We start from the raw sequence: 19,587 nt of genomic DNA, 5'->3' as shown, positions 1-19,587 counted from the left end.
TAGTGGTTGTGACATAAGGAAAACCCGCTAGAATCGGGCTCGATCGCGCTTTCGGCCGGCACCCACCAGGAAAGGTGGGGCGGCGAATGAATACTGGGAGGGTTCACGTTGCGAATGCGCGCGGCTGCTGTTTTAGGCAGCATTCTTTTGGCTTCGGTCGCCGCCTCCCCCCTACTTGCGCAGGATTCCGCCAACTCGAATGTCACATCCGGCAATCCGCCCCCGACTAAGGCTGAGGCTGAGGCTGAATCCATTGCCGAAGATGCACCCGCCAAGGCGAAGAAGCCCGACATAAATTTCGTCTGGACGCAGTTCCTGGCCACTTCGATCCGGGAAGACGTGGATGACGAGATCCGCTACGGCGGGCGAGTCGATGTCTATGCCAAGGTCCCCGGATCGGCCATCGGGCTCGACGATTCCATCACTGTCAACATCCATCCCGAATTCCGCTACGGCAAGAGCATCAACGGTGAAATCGGCGTACTGCCGGTGCAGACCGGTCTGTTCTATCCCGATGACCAGGGCGAACAGTTCGACCTTTCGCTGAGCGTCAAGAAAACCTGGAAATCGGGCACTTCGCTGGAAGTCGGCAAGGTCAATGTCCTCGATATCGCTGCCGGGCTGCCGGTTGTTGGCGGCGGCGGGATCGAAGGGTTCGAGAACCTCGCCTTCGCCCTCCCGCCCAGCACCATCGTGCCGCAGGAAATGTTCGGTGCCATGCTGACGGTGCCAACCAAGAAAGCACTGTTCCGGCTGTGGGTCTATGACCCGGTCATTGCGACACAGAAGAGCGGATTCGAGCATCCGTTCGAGCAGGGCGTCGGCGCGCTCGCCTCAGTCACCTTCCCGGTCAAGATCGGCGGCAAGCCGGGGTACTATGCGATCAAGCTGGCGGGCACGACCCGGCGCGGTTCGCCGGTCGAAGTGCTCCCGGTGGGACTCCAGCCCATCCCCGGCGGAACCTTTGGCACTGCCAGGGGACAGGGCAGTGTGGTCCTCGCCGCTTACCAGTATGTGGGTGCCTACAAGGACCATCCGGGCAAGGGCTGGGGCGTGTTCGGGCAGGTGTTCTTTTCCGATGGTGACCCGACCCCGCTCGATGTCAGCGGGTTCATCGGCGTTTCCGGCGACGTCCCGTTCCGCCCGCAGGACCATTTCGGCTTGGCCTGGTTCCGCTATTCGCTGAGCGACAAGTTCGTCAGCGACCTCGCGCCCTTCGCTGCCTTCGAAGACGAGGAAGGCGTCGAAGCCTTCTACACCTTCGAAGTCGCCAAGCCCCTGCGCATCACCGCCGACGTGCAATATATCGACAGCACCGTAGTGGCACGCAAGCCCGGATGGGCGGTCGGCTTGAGAGCCGTCACGCGGTTCTAGAGGCTGCTCGTTCCCGCCGGGATCGAGAGTTTCTATTCAGAAGCCTGAATCCAGCCCGTGACCCCCGTCGCGATCAGCGGCAATCGGCTCGCTTGGTCTCGGAAAAAACGCTCAGCAGGAACCAGCCCGGTGCCTGCCCGACGAGCGCCGAAGGCCCTTCGATAGTCAGGCTTCCTTCTGACAGCGCCTGGCCGATCGGCCGAATGCCGCGCCAGACTTCCGCCATCGTCCGGACATCGGTCTCGACGCGAAGCGTGTCGTCGAAGCCGGGGGGCTTGATACAGACCTCTACACGGGGATGCTCGCACACCAGCCAGAAAAGCCGATGGTGTGCCGGTGCATCGACAAAATGCAGCGCCAGGACGGTCCGGCCCTGAGGCATGGCTGCCGTGTCGATCCGTCGATGCATCGCCCACACCAGCCACGCCGGGTCGAGGTCTTCGCGCTCGATATCGCGTGCCCATCGCTGGCCCCATGTCCCGACAGCAGACAGGATCGGCTTCAGCTCCGCTCCGGCCTCGGTCAGGATATACGCCTCATGCCCATCCGCACCGACGGGCCTTCGCGTCACGATGCCGGCACTTTCGAGCTGGAGCAGCCGCTGCTTCAATAGCGTGGCGGAGATGCGCGGAACCCCCCTGCGAATCTCGTTGAAGCGGGTCGCGCCCGCATTGAGCTCGCGAAGGACCAGCAGCATCCATTTCTGCGTCAGCACTTCGGATGCGAGCGCAATGGGGCAGAACTGACCGAATTGGGATGGCATGGACATTCCCTTCCGCATCACTGTGTCACAGCAAACGGCGATTGGCGATGGCTGGTCCAGAAATGTGACTAGCCGCGCCAAAGCGGCGCCCTATGCTCGCCACCATGAACGGCCACAGGATCAAATCCGCCCTTTCGCGCAGGACCATGCTATTGCAAGGGGCAGCGGTCTTGGCCACGACGTCGGCGAGGAGAGCAGGTGCAATGGATATCGCAAGCAATCAGGGACCGGCGATACGCCAGCGCGCATTCGATCGCGACCGCTTCGTCGAGGATTGTGTCAGCGCGCACCGCGCCGACGGCATGGATGCCGTTGCCGAAGTTCTTGCCGAAGAGCTCAAGGATCACCGCGCAGTGCTGAGAGCCCTTGGCGGACCGACACGCGCAGGCCTCGACGTGATGCACTCCTCGCCTGACTTCACAATTTTCGCCGCGCATTGGACGCCGCAGATGAACCTGCTGCCCCACGACCACATGATGAAAGCCCTGATCGGCATCTATACCGGACGCGAGGACAACATCCTGTGGCGGCGAGGCGACGACGGCATCGAAGCCTATGAAGCCAACTGCCTGTTCGAAGGCGATGTTGCAGCGCTGCCTGCAAACGCCATCCACTCGGTGACCAACCCGCTCCAGCGGTTCACCGGCGGAATCCATATCTATGACGGAGACTTCTTCGAGACCGAACGGCACCAGTGGAACCCCGAAACCCTGGCCGAGGAACCGTCCGACGGAGATGCGATCAAGGCCATGTTCGCGCAGGAGAACCAACGGTTTTTTGCCCAGCGTGGAATCTGAGGTTCGCTGGCCAGGCCTGTGAGCGGCGCAGCGAACCGGGCTCGTTCAGGCAATGCCTGACGAGGCCCTGGCGACGGTGACGGCCTACTGCCCCCGCCCGCGCGCCTGCACCGCTGCCCGGCGCGCTTCCACCTCTTCCGGCGTGACCTGCGCGTTGGCGGCGCTTGAGAGCGTGTTTTCCAGCGCCAGCCCGTCGCCGAAGGTCGCGGCGTAGCCGTCGTCGATCAGTTTCTTGTAGTTGGCGAGGAATGCCGGATCGATGCTGGCCATGTCGGCAGCGAGCTTGCGCGCGAGTGGCAGAAGTTCGTCCTGCGCGACGACGTGGTTGACGAGACCCCACGCCTTGGCGGTCTCCGCATCGAGGAAATTGCCGGTGAAGCTCAGCTCCTTGGCGCGGGAGATGCCGATCATCCGGCTCAGCTTCTGGCTCAACCCCCAGCCGGGATAGATGCCGACGCGGGCATGGGTATCGGCAAAGCGGGCATTGGTGCTCGCCACCAGCACGTCGCAGGCGAGCGCGACTTCGAAGCCGCCGGTAATGGCGACCCCGTTGATCGCCCCGATCACCGGCTTGCGGCACAGCTCGATCGCCTTGACCGGGTTCTCGTCCGCGCCCGAGGCATTGGCCGCGCCCAGCCCGCCCGGGTCAGAACCCAGCTCCTTCAAGTCCAGCCCGGCCGTAAAGGCCCGCTCGCCTGCCCCCGTCAGGATCACCGCGCGGACGCTGTCATCGGCATCGACCGCAGTCATCACTTCGAACAACCTGCGGCGCAGGGCTTTCGACAGCGCATTCATCGCGTTGGGGCGGTTGAGCGTAACGGTGGCGACTCCGTCGGCAATTTCGCACAACACCAGTTCTTCGCTCATCGCTTACTCCTCGGTTCTACAGCTCGATCCGGTACGATCGCACCACTTCGTCAGCTCCGTGGTGCACCACCCCGGTCAGCTTGTCGATGAGCCGCGCCCCCGCCTTTTCCAGTGTGCGTATGGAGGCGACATTGTCATCAGTGGTGGTGGCTTCAATCCAGTCGAGCCCCTGTTGCCTTGCAAGCGGCAGGATCTCGATCAGCGCCTGCGTGGCATAACCGCGATTGCGCTTCCACGGGACGACGGTGTAGCCGACATGGCCCAGCGCATGCGGAGGCAGCGCATTGGTCCCCGGCTGCCAGCGCAGGTTGATAAGGCCGCAGAATTCGCCATCCCACATCCATCGCAGCAGGTCGGGCAGGCGCGGCACTACGCTGCCATCGGGCAACCGGATCGGCGGCCCCCGGGTGGCCCCATCTTCGAATTCGGAGAGGAAAGCCGCTTCTCCCCGCGCGATGCGCTCGAGCGTATCCAGCCGCGCCTTCTCGCTCCCGACGTTGCGCGGCGACCAGCCTCGCTCCATCGCCGCGACATAGGACGGCAGCATCGCCGCATCGGGCTGGCGCAGCTCCATCATGGATCGCCACTCGCGCACTTCACGCAGCGTGGCACGCTGGGATCGTGGCGCAAGCGCTTTTCCGCGATCTCTTCGCCGCAATAGACGCAGTAGCCCCATTCGCCTTGGTCAAGGCGCGCCAAGGCCGCCACGATCCGTGCAACTTCGGCCTTGCGCCGCCGTTCCTGCGCCTGCGCCATCGCCTGCTGCTGCATCGCGTCCATCCGGCTGAGCCGCCCGACGCTGTCCTGCTGCAGGGTGACAGGCGCGCGGCCTTCGGCGCTGATGCGGTCTTCCTCCGCCAGTTCAGCCTGCCGGGCGAGCAGGGCGGTGCGGGCCTCTTTCTCGGTCATGGTATTTTCCTACACGCCAACGCGCTGTTACCCAAGCACATGATCAGGCGCATGGACACAAGGGGGCGGGGCCCCTCCCCCGCGACAGCCAGATCGCTGGATTCACAATTTATGTATGTATTTCAGTATCTTGGTGGGCCGCAACGAAGTTGACACCGTGTCAACTTCGTCAAGCATCTGTCAACCGGGCAAGGCCCAGTCGATCGGTCCCCGCCCCTGCTCGGCCAGAAAGGCGTTAGCCTGGCTGAACGGTCGCGAGCCGAAGAACCCCCGGTGCGCCGACAGCGGGCTGGGGTGCGGGCTCTTGAGGATCAGGTGATGCGGCTGGCCCAGTTCCGGTACCCGCGCAGCCTTCTTCTGTGCGTGGCTGCCCCACAGGATGAAGACTGTCGGCAGGTCACTTCCAGCCACCGCTGCCACCGCCGCATCGGTAATGGCATCCCAACCCTTGCCGGCATGGCTGCCGGCCTGATGCGCTTCGACGGTGAGCGAATTGTTGAGCAGCAACACGCCCTGCTGCGCCCAATACTCGAGATTGCCGTGCTGCGGCCGCACGAGACCCAGGTCGGTCTCCAGCTCCTTGTAGATATTGACCAGGCTCGGTGGCGGCTGGACTCCATCGGCCACTGAGAAACACAGCCCGTGCGCCTGCCCGGGTCCATGGTAGGGGTCTTGCCCGAGGATCACGACCTTGACGCTATCCAGCGGGGTCAGCTCCAGCGCCCGCAGCCTTTGCCCGCGCGGTGGGTAGATCGCCTTGCCCGCCGCTTCCTCGGCCCGCAGCCAGCCGCCCAGCCGCCTCGCTTCAGGCGTTGCCAGCACTGGATCAAGCGCAGGTTTCCAGCTGTCGGGAACGGTGTCGGCCATGGTGCTATCCTAACCCGGAGCGACATGGCTAACCATGTCCCCTTTTCCTCTTTCCCCAATGCGCCTAGAGCACGCTTCCATATGGCTGTACATTTTCATGAAGAAGACCTGCCCGCAGGCGTCCTCGAAGGCGACGCCCCGCTGGCTGTCGATACCGAAACCATGGGTCTCATCACCCGGCGCGACCGGCTCTGCATCGTCCAGATCAGCGACGGCGGACCGGACGAGCACCTGGTCCGCTTTGCGCCCGACAGCGACTATGCGGCGCCCAATTTGAAATCATTGCTCGGCGATCCGAACCGGTTGAAGCTCTATCACTTCGCCCGCTTCGACCTTGCCGCAATCGAGCATTACCTGGGCGTCACCGCCGCACCGGTGTTTTGCACCAAGATCGCAAGCAAGCTGACCCGCACCTACACCGATCGTCACGGCCTCAAGAACCTGGTCGAGGAACTGCTGGGCGAAAGCCTCTCCAAACAGCAGCAATCGAGCGACTGGGGTGCACCCGGCATCAACGAAGCGCAGCGCGATTATGCCGCCAGTGATGTGCGCTACCTCCACCGCATGCGCGAGATCCTGATCCAGCGGCTGGAGCGCGAAGGGCGGCTGGAGATGGCGCAGGCCTGCTTCGATTTCCTCCCCACCCGCGCGCGGCTCGACCTCGCCGGCTGGGAAGAGCACGACATCTTCAGCCACGCCTAGGACCACCCGACGCCGCGATGGAACACAAGCCAAGGATCGAAACGCAGGACGCGAAGGAGCTGCGCAAGGGGCGCCAGGCCTTTGCCGCGCCCGGCGGCTCGCACGATGCGTTGGTGCGGTTCCTCGGCCGTGCGCTGCCGATCGGCGTCGGCATTGTCGCCGCGCTGATGATCATCACCCCGCTGAGCCCGCGCGGCGAAGTCTCCTTCCTGCTCGATCGCAACGCCGTGGCGATAATCAAGGAACGGCTGCGGGTCGACAATGCGCTCTATCGCGGCACCGATGACAAGGGCCGCCCGTTCTCGCTCACTGCCGATGAAGCGGTACAGCAATCGAGCGCCGAAGGCGTCGTGCGCCTGCAGGATGTTGTCGCCCGCATCCTGCTCGACGAAGGCCCGGGTCAGCTCACCGCAGAAGGCGGCGCATACACCATCGAAGACGAAGTGCTTAAGGTCGACGGGCCGCTGCGCCTGACAGCCGCCGACGGCTATCGCTTTGTCGCCAGCGGCGTGTCGATCAATCTCGAAACCAAGCGCCTGACCGGTTCCGACGGGGTCGATGGAGCGATTCCGGCCGGGACCTTTTCTGCCGACCGGCTCGAAGCCGACCTTGCGAAGCGTATCTTCGTGCTCGATGGCAATGCCCGCCTGCGCATGGTGCCCGGCCAGTTTCCCCGCGAATTGAGGATGCCCAGATGATCAAGCTCCCACACAGCGCTCTTCGCGATTTCACCATCGCTTTTGCCGCAACCTGCGCGCTGGCCAGCGGGATCCAGCTCCATGCCCAGTCCATCGCAGGCCACGATTCGAGGGCTCCGGTCGACTTCGACGCCGGGCGTTTCGAAGTGCAGGACAATGAGAACCGCGTGGTTCTGTCGGGCAGCGTCATAGTCCGGCAGGCCGGGCTGACGGTCCGTTCCGACCGCATGGTAGTCGACTATAACGACAGTGGATCGCTCGATGTTACCCGCATCACCGCCACCGGCGGCGTCAACGTCAGCCGCGGCACCGAACGCGCGCAAGGCGACACCGCCGTTTATGACCTGAATCGCCGGATCATCACCATGGCCGGCAATGTCCGGCTCAACCGCGGCAGCGATTCGCTCAGCGGCGGGCGTCTGGTGATCGACCTGCAGTCGGGCGTCTCCAGTATCGATGGCCGTGCTTCAGGCGGAAGCTCCCCGGTCACCAGCGAATCCGGCGGGCGCGTGCGCGGCACTTTCTCCGTCCCGCAAAACTGACCCGCGAGGCGATGCGCCTCCCGCAACTGCGACGCTTCCTGCTCGGCCTGATCGGGCCGCACGCCGACGCGGGCCTCGCTCCCCAGCTTTCACTGCAAGACTGGCAGCAGATCGATGCCATGGCGGCACAGCATCGGCTCCAGCCGCATTTGCATGGTCGCATCGGTCGGGGCGAATTGCAGATATGTATCCCGCAAACGATCCGGGAGAGTTGGCAGGCATCGCACCGCCGCTGCGCCATCGCGGCCTTGGCCAAACGCAAGACCCTGCTTCAAACAAAAGCCGTGCTTAACGCGCATGACGTCTCGCTGGTCGCCCTCAAGGGTGCCTGGTGCGCCTGGCACGCCTATCCCGCCGCTGCCGAACGACCGATGCGCGATATCGATGTGCTTGTTGCGGAGGAGCGCGCGGTCGACGCCTTCCAGGTGCTGCTCGACGCCGGATATCGGCAGGAAGAAGCCTCCGCTCGGCCGCTCGAAGAGACCGCTCGATACGAGAAGCACCTGCCGCCTCTGATAAGCCCGTCCGGTGACCGGATCGAGCTGCATGTACGGCTATGGGAGAGCGAAGCCACCATGGGCTGGTGGATGCCGGCGTCGGCCCATGAGGAAATCTTCGCACGCGCCGCAATGGTGACCGGGAGCGATCCGGTGCGCTATCCCGCCATGGACGACATGCTTGCGCATTTCATCATCCACGCTGCCTACAGCAATCGCTTGAACGGCGGTCCGCTGGCGCTGGTTGATCTCGATTATCTCATGGCTAAAGCCGAGGTCGACTGGCCCGCCTTCTGGGAACGCGCGACTAAAGGAGGTTGGGACCGGGGAGCGGCGATGATGCTGCGGCTGGTCGATCGCTGGTGCCGACCTGGCTTGGCCAAGGCCTGCGAATGTCCCGAGCTGGAAGACCAGGCTATCCTCGAAGATGCGCCCGACCTGCTGTTGCAGGACCTGGCCCATCGCAAGACCATCGGCCTCGCTGCAGAACTCAGCGCGAAAGGCGGGGTCGGCGCTGTGGCGCGGTCAGCCATCAGGCGGCTCGGCGGCAAGGGGCGTGGCCGGTTTGGACCGGATACGAGCGGGCAATCGCCCGAACCGCTTCCCCGCTGGTTGCTGCGCCGCACGGGGGAAAGTGCAGCGGCCCTGCTCGACCGCGATGTCCGCACTGTGGCAGGTGCCACGGGGCGCCTGGGCGCATGGCTGGATAGGGAGAAACCGGGGCAGTGACTGCGACGCACGCCCTCCTGCTGACCGGGGCAACCGGACATATCGGTTCGCGCTTGCTGCCGGTCCTGCGGCGCGACTATCCCGGCCTCACCCTTCGCGCTTCGGCACCCGATGCTCCTACCGCCAGCGAAGATGGAATTGAGTGGGTCCGGGCCGACTTCACCGATCCGGCCTGTGACTACGAAGGGCTGGTGCAGGGAATGGACGATGTCTGGCACCTTGGTGCTGCGACACAGGCGCGTGCCGCCAGCATGGACGAGATCAACGTCGCCGGGACGCGAGAACTGGCAGCAGCGGCGGCCCGCGCCGGGGTTCGGCGCTTTCTCTTCACCAGCACGGCGCTCGCCTATGGCTACAGGAAGCGAGAGATCGTCGAGGACGGGCAGCCGCTCGAAGCCGCTCCGTGGTTTCCTTCGCGAGACATCTTTACCGCCTACGGAAGATCAAAGTTCGAAGCTGAGCGCGCCATCGAGCAGCTCGACCGCAGCACCATGCAGGTAATGATCTTACGCCTGTGCGTTGTCTCCTCGCGCGAGAGGGCCCGCGCTTCGCTGGCGAGCTATTCGAAGGCCCAGCGGCTCGCATGGGCCGGGCGGTATTGGCACATTCTCGATGCCGATGAGACGGCACAAGACCTTTCGAACCTGCTTAACAGCGAGGCATGGCCCGCACCCGGTGCCATCGCCTATTACAATTATAGCGCCGATGCCCATCGCTGCCTGATCGGGGACATTGTCGGCACGCTGCCCCCTGACGGCCCATCCCGACAGGCCGGGATCGCAGCAGCGCTCATCGTCGACCGCTTTCGCAGCTGGCAGCGCAACGGGTGGCACGGGCGGCGGCGCGGGTTTCCCAATCTTGTCTACGATAGCTCCGGACTTTCCGGCCTCGGCATCCGACCCCAACCGGCGCGCCCCGATTGCGCGGACGACTGACGATGCGGTTAGCCTCCACCATCGGCATCAACATGGCCGGACAGGTGATCCGCATGGCGATCGCAGTGGCGATCGTCCCGCTTTATACCGCATGGTTCGGGGCGGCGCGCTTCGGCAGCTATTTCTTCTTGCTGGCACTGATGCCCTATTTCCAGGTCCATGCGCTGGCGACGGCTCGGCAAGTCACCACCTACACTGCGCGGGTTTCCAGACCCGCCGATGACGGCGCGCGAGCAGAGGGCCACGCAGGCCTCGATGCCTCGATGGTGCTTGGCATCGGCGGCAGCGTTGTCCTCACCACCGCCCTCCTTGTCCTCTATCCGTGGCTGACGGCGAGCATTGAAGGCAGCCCCGAGCTGGCAAACGAAGCCAGTCGAGCGCGCCCTTGGGCCGCAGCCATCGTGCTGCTCGATATCGTCATCCTGATCCAGCTGGGGCAGATGGAAGGGCGCGGCCGCTTTGCCGCTTCCAACGTCAGCCAGGTCATTGGCCAGCTTGCGGCGCTGCTGCTGCCGATCGTCCCGTTGATCTACGATGGCAGTCTCGACCGGCTGATGGCGGGAGTTGCCGCGGGGCGATTGCTGCAGGCCGGGGTTGCCTTGCGATGGGCCCCGTTCCGCGACGTCCTGCCTTCCTTTGCGAACATCGGGCAGAAGATTGCCCGCATCGGGCGCGAGTTCTCGCTGATGACTGTCACGGCCATGTGCAATGCGGCCAGCAAGACTCTCGACCGGATCATCGTCGGAGCCAGCGCCAGCGCCAGCGCGCTCTATTTCTACGCCGCGCCCGCCGGTGCTGCAGCGCGGCTGAGCGTCGTCGGGCTGGCGATGGGAACCTCGCTGGCGCCACGTTTCGCCGTCGCGGACCATGCCGAAGGAAGTGCGCTTGCAGGCCATGCCAGTGACGCTGCGCTGGCATTGACGCTACCGGTCTGCCTGTTCGGGATCCTGTTCGCCGATCCGATCCTGACGCTGTGGGTCGATGCCGGCTTTGCCAGCCAGGCGGGCGATTTCTTTCGCATTGCCCTGGCCGGAGTTATCGGGACAACCATCGCGCAACTGCCGGCCATCCTGTTGCAATCGACTGGTCGAGCACGCGCCATCACCATCCAGCATGTGATCGAGATCGTGCCCTTTGCAGCCGCACTCTATTGGGCAAGCGGATTGAGCCTGACCGCCGTAGCGCTGGCCGTGGCAGCGAGGAATTTCATCGCTGGGGCGATCCATATGGTCCTCGCCCGCATGCCGGTGAGGTCGATTGTTCTCGCGTTCACTTCGATCCTGTTGCTTTCAGTGTGCATTCTGCTCGCGCCGGAGTGGGATCGACTGATCGGCCTGTGGGCAATTCCAGCCAAGCTCGCGCTTGTCGGCATAGCCCCTCTGGCTATCGCGGCAGCCTCTCCGGGGCTGGCCGCCTTCATGCGCAGGCTCGTCACCGGCCTTGCATCCGGGCAGCCGGCCCCGCACAGAGGATCGCAAGAATGACGGACCGCGTGCCCATCAACCTTGCAGGGAGCAAGCCCGGACTCGACCCGCTGGTGCTGGCACTATGCGGCTTGCTGGCGGTATTGTTCCTGTTCGGCGGGACTGCGCGGGCACCCAATGTCTTGCTAGGGTTCATTGCCGCGCTGCCCGTGCTGTATCTTTTGCTGGTCGGGAGGGGCCACCAGCGCATGGACTGGCCGACCAGGCTCGCACTTGGGCTCTACGGCCTGGCGTGGCTGCAGCTGATACCGCTTCCTCCTGCCCTGTGGGCCGCGCTACCGGGCCGTGAACTGGCTGTAGCTGCGCTCGATGCTGGAGGGCTGGAACCCGGATGGAGACCGCTGGCGCTGGATCGGGGTGCGGCAGCAGGAGCGTTGCTCTCGCTTGTCCCCATACTCGTGGTGATGGTCGGATTCGCGCGGCTGGCGCCACAACACCAGCATGCGATCCTGCGCGCGATCATCCTCCTCGCGGTGCTGACAGCGTTGCTCGGCATCGTACAGCGGACAACGGGGAGCCTGTTCCTCTACGACCGCGACCATGCAGGATTTGCCACCGGCCTGTTTGCCAACCGCAACCATCATGCCGCTTTCCTTGCCTGCGCCATCATCCTGCTCCCGGCCGCCGCACCGACAGGGCCTGACAGGCGCTTGCTGCCAGTGGCCGTGGCGATAGCGGTCATCCTGTTTGTCGGTGTTCTCGCCACCACATCGCGGGCGGGGATCGTGTTGGGTGGCACCGCTTTGGCAGCATCGCTGGCGTTGCTGCTGCGCCCGTCGCGCATGGTGTTGCTGGGAGGCGGCGCAATACTGACGTTGGCGGCCTTCGCCATGTTCCAAGCCCCGGCGCTGGCCCCGGTTTTCGAACGTTTCGGCGGCCTTGCACAAGACCAACGCATGATCATGGCGCAGACCAGCTGGGCGGCCGCTCGCGAGTTTTTCCCGTGGGGCTCGGGCTGGGGCAGTTTCGTGCCGGTCTACATGGCGTTCGAAGACCTCGACACCATGGCCGGACGTTATGTCGTTGCCGCGCATAACGACTACCTGCAGCTGGCGCTGGAGGGCGGCTTGCCCGGGATGGCAATCGCTCTGTGCGGACCGGTCGCGGCACTGGTACTGGCGGCCCGGCATTGGCGGGCGCGGGCCGCACCGGCAATGTGGAGCCTGTGGGGAGCCGGAGTGATCCTGCTCGCGCATTCGGCAGTCGATTATCCCCTGCGCACAGGTTCTTTGGCAGCATTACTTGCGATCGTTGTCGCTGCACAAGAAATGGCCCGCAAACCATTGCCAGAACACGAGGGTGCCGCCTATGGTCGCTAGCAAGATTTACTGGCGGGAACTCGGACGCATGCAACGAATTGGGCACCGGCCCGCAGTCGCGATCATGGTGCTTGGCCTGCTTGGGGGTTGCAGCACCGGACCTGCGCCTGTGGTCCCGGCAGGCAGCGCGGCCTACGACGCCATTCCCGAAGGCAATATCTTCGCCCCGCGCCGGGTCGAGATCGGTCCCAGCGACCGGCTGTCGATCACTGTCTTCCGCGAACCTGACCTCTCCATCGACAGTGCGATTGTCGACCCTGACGGCAATATCCAGGTTCCCTTGCTGGGGACCGTCGATGCGGCCGGACTGACAGCGGCGGAATTTGCCCGCGATCTCGAGCGGCGCTTTGCCGCGCGCTTCCTCGTCGATCCCAGCGTGACCGTCGAACTGACGGAGGCGGCGCAGAAGCGAGTCACAGTCGCAGGTGCCGTTACCCAGCCGGGCGTCTATGAAATTCCCGGGAGGATATCGCTGGTCGATGCCGTTGCGCTGGCACGCGGACCGACCAATGTCGCCAAATACGACCAGGTCGTAGTATTCCGGCGCTATAATGGGGATCGTGTAGGTGGCATGTTCGACCTCGGACAAATCAACGCCGGAATCTCGCCCGATATCGAAATTCTTGCAGGCGATCAGGTTATCGTCGGGACCGATGGATTGAAGGTAGCTTACCAGGACATGCTGAAAGCAGCCCCGCTGCTCAACATCTTCCAGACCTTTGCCATCCTCAACAACAATGGCACCAACGACAGCAATACTGCTGACCCTGCCAACTGATGCGAGGCCTGCCGTTCCGTGAATAGCCCTGCCAAGCCTGCCGCTCCGCTGAAGGAATCCTTTGCCGAAGAACAGGGTATGCCCAATTTCGGCGTTGATTTGCGCCGGGTCTGGGCCGCCATCTACCGCCATCGCTTCGTGGTCGGCGGGATCATCGCCCTGGCGCTGGCTGCAGCTATCGTTTTCACCATGCTCGCCACCCCGATCTACAGCGCTCGAACCGCACTGCAGATCGACAGCGACACCAGTAATGTGCTCGAAGACGAAGCGTCGTTCCGGTCGTTCGACTGGGACGTCGAGCGCTTCCTGCAGACGCAGATCGACGTCTTGCTGAGCCGCGACACGGCGCTGACGCTGGTCGAACGCAAGAACCTGGCTGCCGACGATACCTTCTTCCAGCGGATGCAGGTGCCGGCTCCGGCCGTGGCAGCTACCGGCAAGACAATGGCAGAAACCCGCCGCGATGCGATCGCTGCAATCCTGCAGTCCAATGTCAATGCCGACCTGCCACGCTACAGCCGGATCCTCGACCTGAGCTTCGAGAGCCCCGATCCCGAATACGCCGCCGAAATCGCCGATGGTTATTCCGAAGCCTTCATCGCCGCCACGCTGGAGCGGCGTTTCGACAGCTCCTCCTATGCCCGTGAGTACCTGCTGGAACAGCTCGCCGAATCCAAGAAGGCACTGGAAGAAGCCGAGCGGGCACAGGTCGACTATGCCCGCGCCAACAATCTCGTGAACCTCGATTCCGGCTCCAGCGGCAATGAGGCGCCGATGTCGCTAACACAGCGCACGCTGGTGAACGCCAATGACGCGCTGGGCCAGGTCAGGGCAGAGCGCATTGCTGCCGAAGAGCGCTATCGCGCTGCTGCTGGCGGCGATGCGATGGAGATTCCCGAGGTCCAGGAAAGCGGCTATATCGGCGCGCTCCAGCGCGACCTTGCCGAAGCCGAATCCGAGCGCAATCGCGATGCGACCCGCTACAAGGGCGACCACCCGGTGATGCTCGAGCACAAGCGGCGGGTGGAATCGATCCGGCAGGACCTCAACGGAGCAGTAGCGGATATTCGCGGCTCCTTGCGCCAACGATACCAAGCTGCGCTGCGCAATGAAGAGCGCCTTTCAGGCGACGTTTCGCAACTGCGGAGCGGAACTGCGAGCGAACAGGCCGTTCGTGTGGAATTCAACATCCTCGCGCGTGAAACCGCAACCCGGCGCAACATGTATGACGCGCTGTTGTCCCGGTTCCAGGAAGTGAACGCCTCGGCCGGGATCACCAGCAGCAATATTTCCATCGTCGATGCGGCAGATACGCCGCGCTCCCCGGTCCGGCCCCAACCGCTGATCAATATCGTGCTGGGCCTTTTCGCAGGCGCAGCGATCGCCGGCCTTTATGTCTTCCTGCGCGAGTTCGTGGATGACGCTGCGCGCACGCCGGAAGACATCGTGGAACGCTTCGGCCTGCCGTTCCTCGGTTCCGTGCCCAAGCTCGACGCCGACGCGCAGATCACGGAGACGCTGGACAATCCCAAGTCCAGCGCTTCCGAAGCCTTTGCGGCCTTGCGCACCTCGCTGGGCCTGATGGGGGCCGGCGGAGCAGGCGACCTGCTGATCACCAGCAGCCAGCAATCCGAGGGCAAGAGCCTGGTCGCCTATGGCATCGCCCGCAGCTTTGCCCGCGAAGGGCGCCGGGTGCTGGTGGTGGATGCCGACCTGCGCCGCCCATCGCAACACAACATCTTCGGGGTCTCACGCGAAACCGGCCTGACCAATATCCTCACCCGCCAGATCGAGCCGGGCGATGCCACGATCCCTGTGTCGGACAACCTTGCCCTGATCCCATCGGGTCCGCTGCCGCCGTCGGTGCCAGAGTATTTCTCGGCCCCCTCCTTCATCGAGTTCAGGGATTGGGCGCGCGAGCATTACGACGTGGTGATCTACGACGGTCCGCCTGTCATGGGGCTGGCCGATACCGTGCTGCTGGCGCAGCGGATCGAGCATCTCATCTTCATGGTCGAGGCCGGACGCGCCAGCCATGGTCGCACAGCAGCGGCGATCCGCCGCCTCAACAACAACGATGTCGTGATCGACGGCGCTGTGCTCAACAAATTCGACCCGCATAGCGCCGGCTATGGCTATGAATATGGTTATTACTACAGCTACGAGGCGGAGACGAGCTGATGCGCCGTCCGCTCGCGCTCGGGATCACAGCGCTGGTTGCGGTTTGCGGAACAGCCCTGCTCGCGCCACCGGCGCTACCCTTGCCTCCAGTTGCAGCGGCATCATTGGGGACCAGCGACAGCCAGCTGCAGCTGCGCGGAGCCCAGGCAGCGCTGACCGCACAGACCCCGACGGCGAATAGCCAAGCCGCCGAACTGGCGAGAAAATCCATCGCCGCAATGCCACTTAACCAGCCAGCCCTCGCAGTTCTTGTCGAGAGTCGCCAGGCCGCGGCCCCGACCAGAGCGGCCAATGTCGCTGCCGCTCTTGGCTGGCGCGACCCGTTGGCCAATGCCCGGATCCTGCAGCTGGCCCTGAACGAGGGCAACGTGGTTGTCGCGGCCCAGCGCGTCGATGCACTCGGACGGACACAAGGCGGCGAGGTGGCGGCTCCTTCGGCCGACCTGCTGATGACCAAGCCCGGCGGGCCAGAGGCGCTTGCCGCCCGCGCAAGCAACCGGTCGGGCGGGCTATGGTGGATTACCTATCTGCGACTGCCCGCCGCCAGTCCGGACGCCGAGTCCGGTCGATTGGCATTTGCCCGGCTGCTCGATTCCGATGACGGTCCGTGGCGGCGCCAGATCGTGACAGCACTGGTCGGCAGCCTGGAAGGGGGGGCAGCCGCAGCGACCGGGGATGCCCTGTGGCGTGACACATTGGCCGATCCGCAAGGATTTGGCACTGTCCTGTACGATGAAGCCTTTGCCCGCTTGCAACCGGGCGAAGTCCCGGTTGGCGGTGAATGGCGGATTGCACCGAGAGCCCCCTATGCAGTCGAGCGCGTAGGCGAGGGTGTTGTCCTGTCACGACTCGGCCAGGGGACAGGTTCGATCCTGATCCAGAGGTTCGAACCGATCACCGGTCGATACCGTTTGGCAGCAACCGGTGAGGGCGAGGCCACAGGGCTAGGCTGGCAAGTCCAATGCAAGGGCCGCGGGATTGTCTTTTCAAGCGACGGCTTGCTGGGCGAATGGCCCGTCATCATACCCGAAGGGTGCAGCGAAGCGACGATCGCGCTCGTCGCCGAACGCTCAGGAGCTTCGAACGGCTCCCACCACCTTGCTCGCGTTTCGCTGGAGCGGTTGCAATGACACAGCCGCTGGACGCGAAGACTGAAGACACTCTGCATGGGGGGCCCAGCTTTTCGTTTGCAAACCGCCTGGAGCGCTTCGCTTTTGCTGTGACATGGCGACTGCTGGCCTGGATACTTCCGCCGCCGGTAGGATGGGGCTGGCGGCGGTTCCTGCTGCGTCTCTTCGGAGCTTCGATCGGCAAGGGCGCGAAGGTCTATCCCTCTGTGCGGATCTGGTTGCCGCGACACTTGCGGATGGATGACTGGACAACGCTCGGTCCCGGGACGCAATGCTACAATATGGCTCCAGTGACGTTGCACGAGGGGGCCATCGTCTCTCAACGGGTGTTCCTGTGCGGTGGAGATCACGATCACCGCGATATGGCGCACCAGCTCGTCACTCGCCCCATTACCCTCGGGCGCAAGGCTTGGGTCGCTGCAGAAGCCTTTGTCGGCCCGGGGGTCGAGGTCGGCGAACGCGCCGTACTGGGCGCGCGCGCCTGTGCGACGCGTGACATCCCGGCCGACACGGTCTGGACCGGCAACCCTGCGCAACAGGTGGCGGAACGCAGGATGGCGGGAGAATAGCCTGTGCGCGTATTGTGGCAGATCCTGCTGTTGCCCTTGCCATGGTTCATCCGGCGTCCGCTGCTCTCACTGGTCCCCGGATTTGCCATCGGCAAGGGTGCCCGGATCGGTCGCTCGATCATCGCTGCGGCCCGGCTCGAAATGGGCGAAGGGGCGATCATCGGCCACCTGACGGTGGTCAAGGGGCTTGCGCGGCTCGAACTTGGCGAAGGTGCGCGGCTCGGGAACCTCAACTGGGTTACCGCAGTCCCGCTGTCAGCGCGCGAGTTCTTTCGTCACCTGCCCGAGCGTGACCCCAGCCTTGTTCTTGAAGAACAAGCCGCCATTACGCACCGGCACCTGATCGATTGCACCGGCGGTGTTCGCATAGGTGCCTTTGCCACATTTGCCGGCTGGCATTCGCAGATCATCAGTCACAGTTTCGACTTCCGGGCCTCGCGACAGGACGCTGCGCCGATTTCGGTGGGTCGCTATTCCTTCGTCGGTTCGCGAGCAATCCTGCTCAAAGGGAGCAGCTTGCCGGAACGATCAGTGCTGGGAGCAGGCTCGGTCTACGAGGCGCGTGATGAAGCAACGCTGGGCTTGTATCGCGGGAATCCTGCGCAGCGTGTCGGTGAGCTGCCGGACGATCTCGGCTACTTTCAGCGCACCACCGGCTTTGTCGCATGAAACCGCTGATCAGCGCCGTAACCATCTCATTCAACCAGGCAGAGTTCCTCCGCGCGGCGATGGATTCCATCCTTGATCAGGAAGCCGTTGAGTTTGAATACATCGTCTGCGATCCGGGTTCGACCGACGGCAGCCGGGATATCATCTCCAGCTACGACGACCCGCGTATCATATCGGTATTCGAACCCGACAGCGGACCTGCCGACGGGCTTAACAAAGGTTTCGCAAGAGCGCGCGGAGACATCTTCTACTATCTCAATTCGGACGACATGGTCCTGCCCGGAGCGTTCGCCCGGATGGCGCACTTCTTCGCAGCGCACCGCGATGTAGATGTCGCTTGCGGCCACGCCAGGGTAATCGACGAGCGGGGCGCGCGGGTGCGTCGGGTGTGGTCCGAACCCTTTCACCGATATGCTGTCGCGGTCGGAGCGCATGTGCAGGTCCAGCCAGCAACCTTTATCCGCGCCGATGCGTACCATCGTGCAGGCGGATTCGATCCCAATGACAGAGGCAATTGGGATGGCGGGCTGCTCACGTCATTATTCCTTTCAGGCGCGCGGATCGACGTGGTCGATGCCTTCCTTGGATGCTATCGCCTGCATGCGAATTCCATCACCATGTCCGGCAAACTGGCCGACCAGCACCACGCCAACGCAGTCCGAAATTTCGAACGGCTGATGAATCGCCCCATGGCATCGCGCGACAGGATTGGCGGCCAGGCATTGCGCTGGGCGAAACATTTTCGCCACCCGTGGCGGACAATGGAACGCGTTCGCCATGGTCCGTTGTTCCAGTCCGGCTAGTTTTCCGAGCGTCGCTGGAATCCGCTGAGATCGTGCCCGGTCGCATCGGTAAGCATGGCAATGCGCTGTTCATTGCTGCTTACCCCTGCGATCACCTGTTCCAGTTCAACCCGCTTGGCATCGACGAGGAACCGATACCAGAAACCTTGCAGCACATGGTAGATCAAGCCCGTGCGTCCATCGAGAAATCCGAGCTGGATCAGGTAGCGAAAGAGGAAATAAAGCAGGGGGCCTACACCTGTCGGCAGGCGATTGTACCAGCCCATCTTGTGGCTTCGCGTTCGGTTGGCTTGCACGGTGCTTGCCAACCCCGCCTGCTCGACTGCCGTGAAGAGATCATATTTTGCAATGAGCGCGTCGATGGCCTCACGGGTCGCATAGCCATTGTGCTTGGCAATGAAAAAATCGAGCCCGTGATCGTTCTGGTCAACGAATGTGCCCGGCACGTGACGGATTTCGCCACCGTCGATGACGATGTGCTCGTCCATCCAGCGCTGTTCGATCCGACCCTGGCCTGTACGCCATAGGCGCAAGAGCCGGAGCGGATAGCGACCGCCGTGGCGGATCCAACGGCCCATGAAGTGATGCTGGCGATCGATGCTGATCCCGGTGATGTCCGGTCCCAGCGCAGGCAGCAGTGCTGCAAGCCGGTCGGTCAAGTCGCTCCCGAGCCATTCGTCTGCGTCGAGCCGCATTGTCCAGTCGGTGTCGATCGCACAGTTGTCGAGCGCCCATTGGAACTGGTCGGCATAGTTGACCCAGGCTCGCTCGAACACTTCGGCACCGCTTGCTCGTGCCAATTCGCATGTCCGGTCACTCGAGCCCGAATCGACGATAATCATTCGGGTCGCGATCGCCTCTACCGATTGCAGGACGCGTTCGATGTGGATCTCTTCATTGTGCGTGAGGATAACGACAGTGAGTGATCCGGGAGAGGCAGCCATGGCGATGCCTTAGCTGCCTCTCCCATGATC

The 19,587-nt window shown here is 63.7% G+C and carries 21 protein-coding genes; 15 read left to right on the top strand and 6 right to left on the bottom strand.

What is annotated here, in order from left to right; genetic code table 11:
* Window positions 1-147: 147 nt before the first annotated feature.
* The gene (locus tag QPW08_RS02130; protein WP_284124079.1) at window positions 148-1,374 is read left to right on the top strand and encodes a carbohydrate porin; all 1,227 of its coding nucleotides are present in this window, start codon (window positions 148-150) and stop codon (window positions 1,372-1,374) included.
* Window positions 1,375-1,447: 73 nt separating this feature from the next.
* Here the strand turns inward: QPW08_RS02130 and QPW08_RS02125 are convergent, their stop codons facing one another.
* Window positions 1,448-2,137 carry a winged helix-turn-helix transcriptional regulator gene (locus QPW08_RS02125; protein WP_284124078.1) on the bottom strand — a complete coding sequence of 230 codons (690 nt, stop codon included), beginning with the start codon at window positions 2,135-2,137 and terminating at the stop codon, window positions 1,448-1,450.
* A gap of 203 nt (window positions 2,138-2,340) precedes the next feature.
* On the opposite strand from QPW08_RS02125, the gene QPW08_RS02120 reads away from it, so the two are divergent.
* On the top strand, window positions 2,341-2,934 hold the full coding sequence (locus tag QPW08_RS02120; protein ID WP_284124077.1) for a hypothetical protein: 594 nt from the start codon (window positions 2,341-2,343) through the stop codon (window positions 2,932-2,934).
* Between the two features lie 84 nt (window positions 2,935-3,018).
* Here the strand turns inward: QPW08_RS02120 and QPW08_RS02115 are convergent, their stop codons facing one another.
* The 4 genes from QPW08_RS02115 to ung form a co-directional block, all read right to left on the bottom strand.
* Window positions 3,019-3,801, bottom strand: coding sequence for an enoyl-CoA hydratase (locus QPW08_RS02115; protein ID WP_284124076.1), 783 nt, complete (start codon window positions 3,799-3,801; stop codon window positions 3,019-3,021).
* 16 nt (window positions 3,802-3,817) lie between these two features.
* Entirely contained in the window at window positions 3,818-4,396 is a 579-nt protein-coding gene (locus tag QPW08_RS02110; protein WP_284124075.1) for a GNAT family N-acetyltransferase, read from the bottom strand.
* Window positions 4,375-4,710, bottom strand: coding sequence for a TraR/DksA family transcriptional regulator (locus QPW08_RS02105; protein WP_284124074.1), 336 nt, complete (start codon window positions 4,708-4,710; stop codon window positions 4,375-4,377). The genes QPW08_RS02110 and QPW08_RS02105 overlap by 22 nt, the downstream gene beginning before the upstream one ends.
* Window positions 4,711-4,890: 180 nt before the next feature.
* Window positions 4,891-5,577: a uracil-DNA glycosylase gene (ung, locus tag QPW08_RS02100; RefSeq protein ID WP_284124073.1), complete on the bottom strand. Its 687-nt coding sequence runs from the start codon at window positions 5,575-5,577 to the stop codon at window positions 4,891-4,893.
* 81 nt (window positions 5,578-5,658) lie between these two features.
* Here ung and QPW08_RS02095 point away from each other — a divergent pair, with 81 nt between their 5' ends.
* From QPW08_RS02095 to QPW08_RS02035, 13 genes are read left to right on the top strand one after another with little or no spacing between them, the layout of a single operon-like run.
* Window positions 5,659-6,279, top strand: a complete 621-nt coding sequence (locus QPW08_RS02095) for a ribonuclease D (protein ID WP_284124072.1) — start codon at window positions 5,659-5,661, stop codon at window positions 6,277-6,279.
* A 17-nt stretch (window positions 6,280-6,296) separates the two neighbouring features.
* A complete protein-coding gene (gene lptC, locus QPW08_RS02090; protein WP_284124071.1) occupies window positions 6,297-6,977 on the top strand; it encodes an LPS export ABC transporter periplasmic protein LptC in 681 nt (226 codons plus the stop codon).
* On the top strand, window positions 6,974-7,519 hold the full coding sequence (locus QPW08_RS02085; protein WP_284124070.1) for an LptA/OstA family protein: 546 nt from the start codon (window positions 6,974-6,976) through the stop codon (window positions 7,517-7,519). Before lptC ends, QPW08_RS02085 begins: the two co-directional genes overlap by 4 nt.
* Before the next feature lie 11 nt (window positions 7,520-7,530).
* The gene (locus QPW08_RS02080) at window positions 7,531-8,745 is read left to right on the top strand and encodes a nucleotidyltransferase domain-containing protein (protein ID WP_284124069.1); all 1,215 of its coding nucleotides are present in this window, start codon (window positions 7,531-7,533) and stop codon (window positions 8,743-8,745) included.
* Window positions 8,742-9,680 (top strand): NAD-dependent epimerase/dehydratase family protein, encoded by a 939-nt coding sequence (locus QPW08_RS02075; protein ID WP_284124068.1) that lies wholly within the window; start codon window positions 8,742-8,744, stop codon window positions 9,678-9,680. Before QPW08_RS02080 ends, QPW08_RS02075 begins: the two co-directional genes overlap by 4 nt.
* Before the next feature lie 2 nt (window positions 9,681-9,682).
* Window positions 9,683-11,164, top strand: a complete 1,482-nt coding sequence (locus QPW08_RS02070) for an MATE family efflux transporter (protein WP_284124067.1) — start codon at window positions 9,683-9,685, stop codon at window positions 11,162-11,164.
* On the top strand, window positions 11,161-12,483 hold the full coding sequence (locus QPW08_RS02065) for an O-antigen ligase family protein (protein ID WP_284124066.1): 1,323 nt from the start codon (window positions 11,161-11,163) through the stop codon (window positions 12,481-12,483). Before QPW08_RS02070 ends, QPW08_RS02065 begins: the two co-directional genes overlap by 4 nt.
* 28 nt (window positions 12,484-12,511) lie before the next feature.
* Window positions 12,512-13,261 carry a polysaccharide biosynthesis/export family protein gene (locus QPW08_RS02060; RefSeq protein WP_284124065.1) on the top strand — a complete coding sequence of 250 codons (750 nt, stop codon included), beginning with the start codon at window positions 12,512-12,514 and terminating at the stop codon, window positions 13,259-13,261.
* A gap of 18 nt (window positions 13,262-13,279) precedes the next feature.
* Window positions 13,280-15,442 carry a GumC family protein gene (locus QPW08_RS02055; protein WP_284124064.1) on the top strand — a complete coding sequence of 721 codons (2,163 nt, stop codon included), beginning with the start codon at window positions 13,280-13,282 and terminating at the stop codon, window positions 15,440-15,442.
* Entirely contained in the window at window positions 15,442-16,572 is a 1,131-nt protein-coding gene (locus QPW08_RS02050) for a hypothetical protein (protein ID WP_284124063.1), read from the top strand. The genes QPW08_RS02055 and QPW08_RS02050 overlap by 1 nt, the downstream gene beginning before the upstream one ends.
* Complete coding sequence (locus QPW08_RS02045; protein ID WP_284124062.1) at window positions 16,569-17,141, top strand: LbetaH domain-containing protein; 573 nt, start codon at window positions 16,569-16,571, stop codon at window positions 17,139-17,141. The genes QPW08_RS02050 and QPW08_RS02045 overlap by 4 nt, the downstream gene beginning before the upstream one ends.
* A 3-nt stretch (window positions 17,142-17,144) precedes the next feature.
* The gene (locus tag QPW08_RS02040) at window positions 17,145-17,810 is read left to right on the top strand and encodes an acyltransferase (protein ID WP_284124061.1); all 666 of its coding nucleotides are present in this window, start codon (window positions 17,145-17,147) and stop codon (window positions 17,808-17,810) included.
* Entirely contained in the window at window positions 17,807-18,613 is an 807-nt protein-coding gene (locus QPW08_RS02035; protein WP_284124060.1) for a glycosyltransferase family 2 protein, read from the top strand. Before QPW08_RS02040 ends, QPW08_RS02035 begins: the two co-directional genes overlap by 4 nt.
* Here QPW08_RS02035 and QPW08_RS02030 read toward each other — a convergent pair.
* The gene (locus QPW08_RS02030) at window positions 18,610-19,557 is read right to left on the bottom strand and encodes a glycosyltransferase family 2 protein (protein WP_284124059.1); all 948 of its coding nucleotides are present in this window, start codon (window positions 19,555-19,557) and stop codon (window positions 18,610-18,612) included. The two genes, QPW08_RS02035 and QPW08_RS02030, sit on opposite strands and share 4 nt — an antisense overlap.
* Window positions 19,558-19,587: the final 30 nt, after the last annotated feature.

Source organism: Parerythrobacter aestuarii (genome assembly GCF_030140925.1).
Classification (GTDB): domain Bacteria; phylum Pseudomonadota; class Alphaproteobacteria; order Sphingomonadales; family Sphingomonadaceae; genus Parerythrobacter; species Parerythrobacter aestuarii.
Note: the sequence above shows the minus strand (reverse complement) of the source record. Positions and strands in the feature narration are given on the sequence as shown.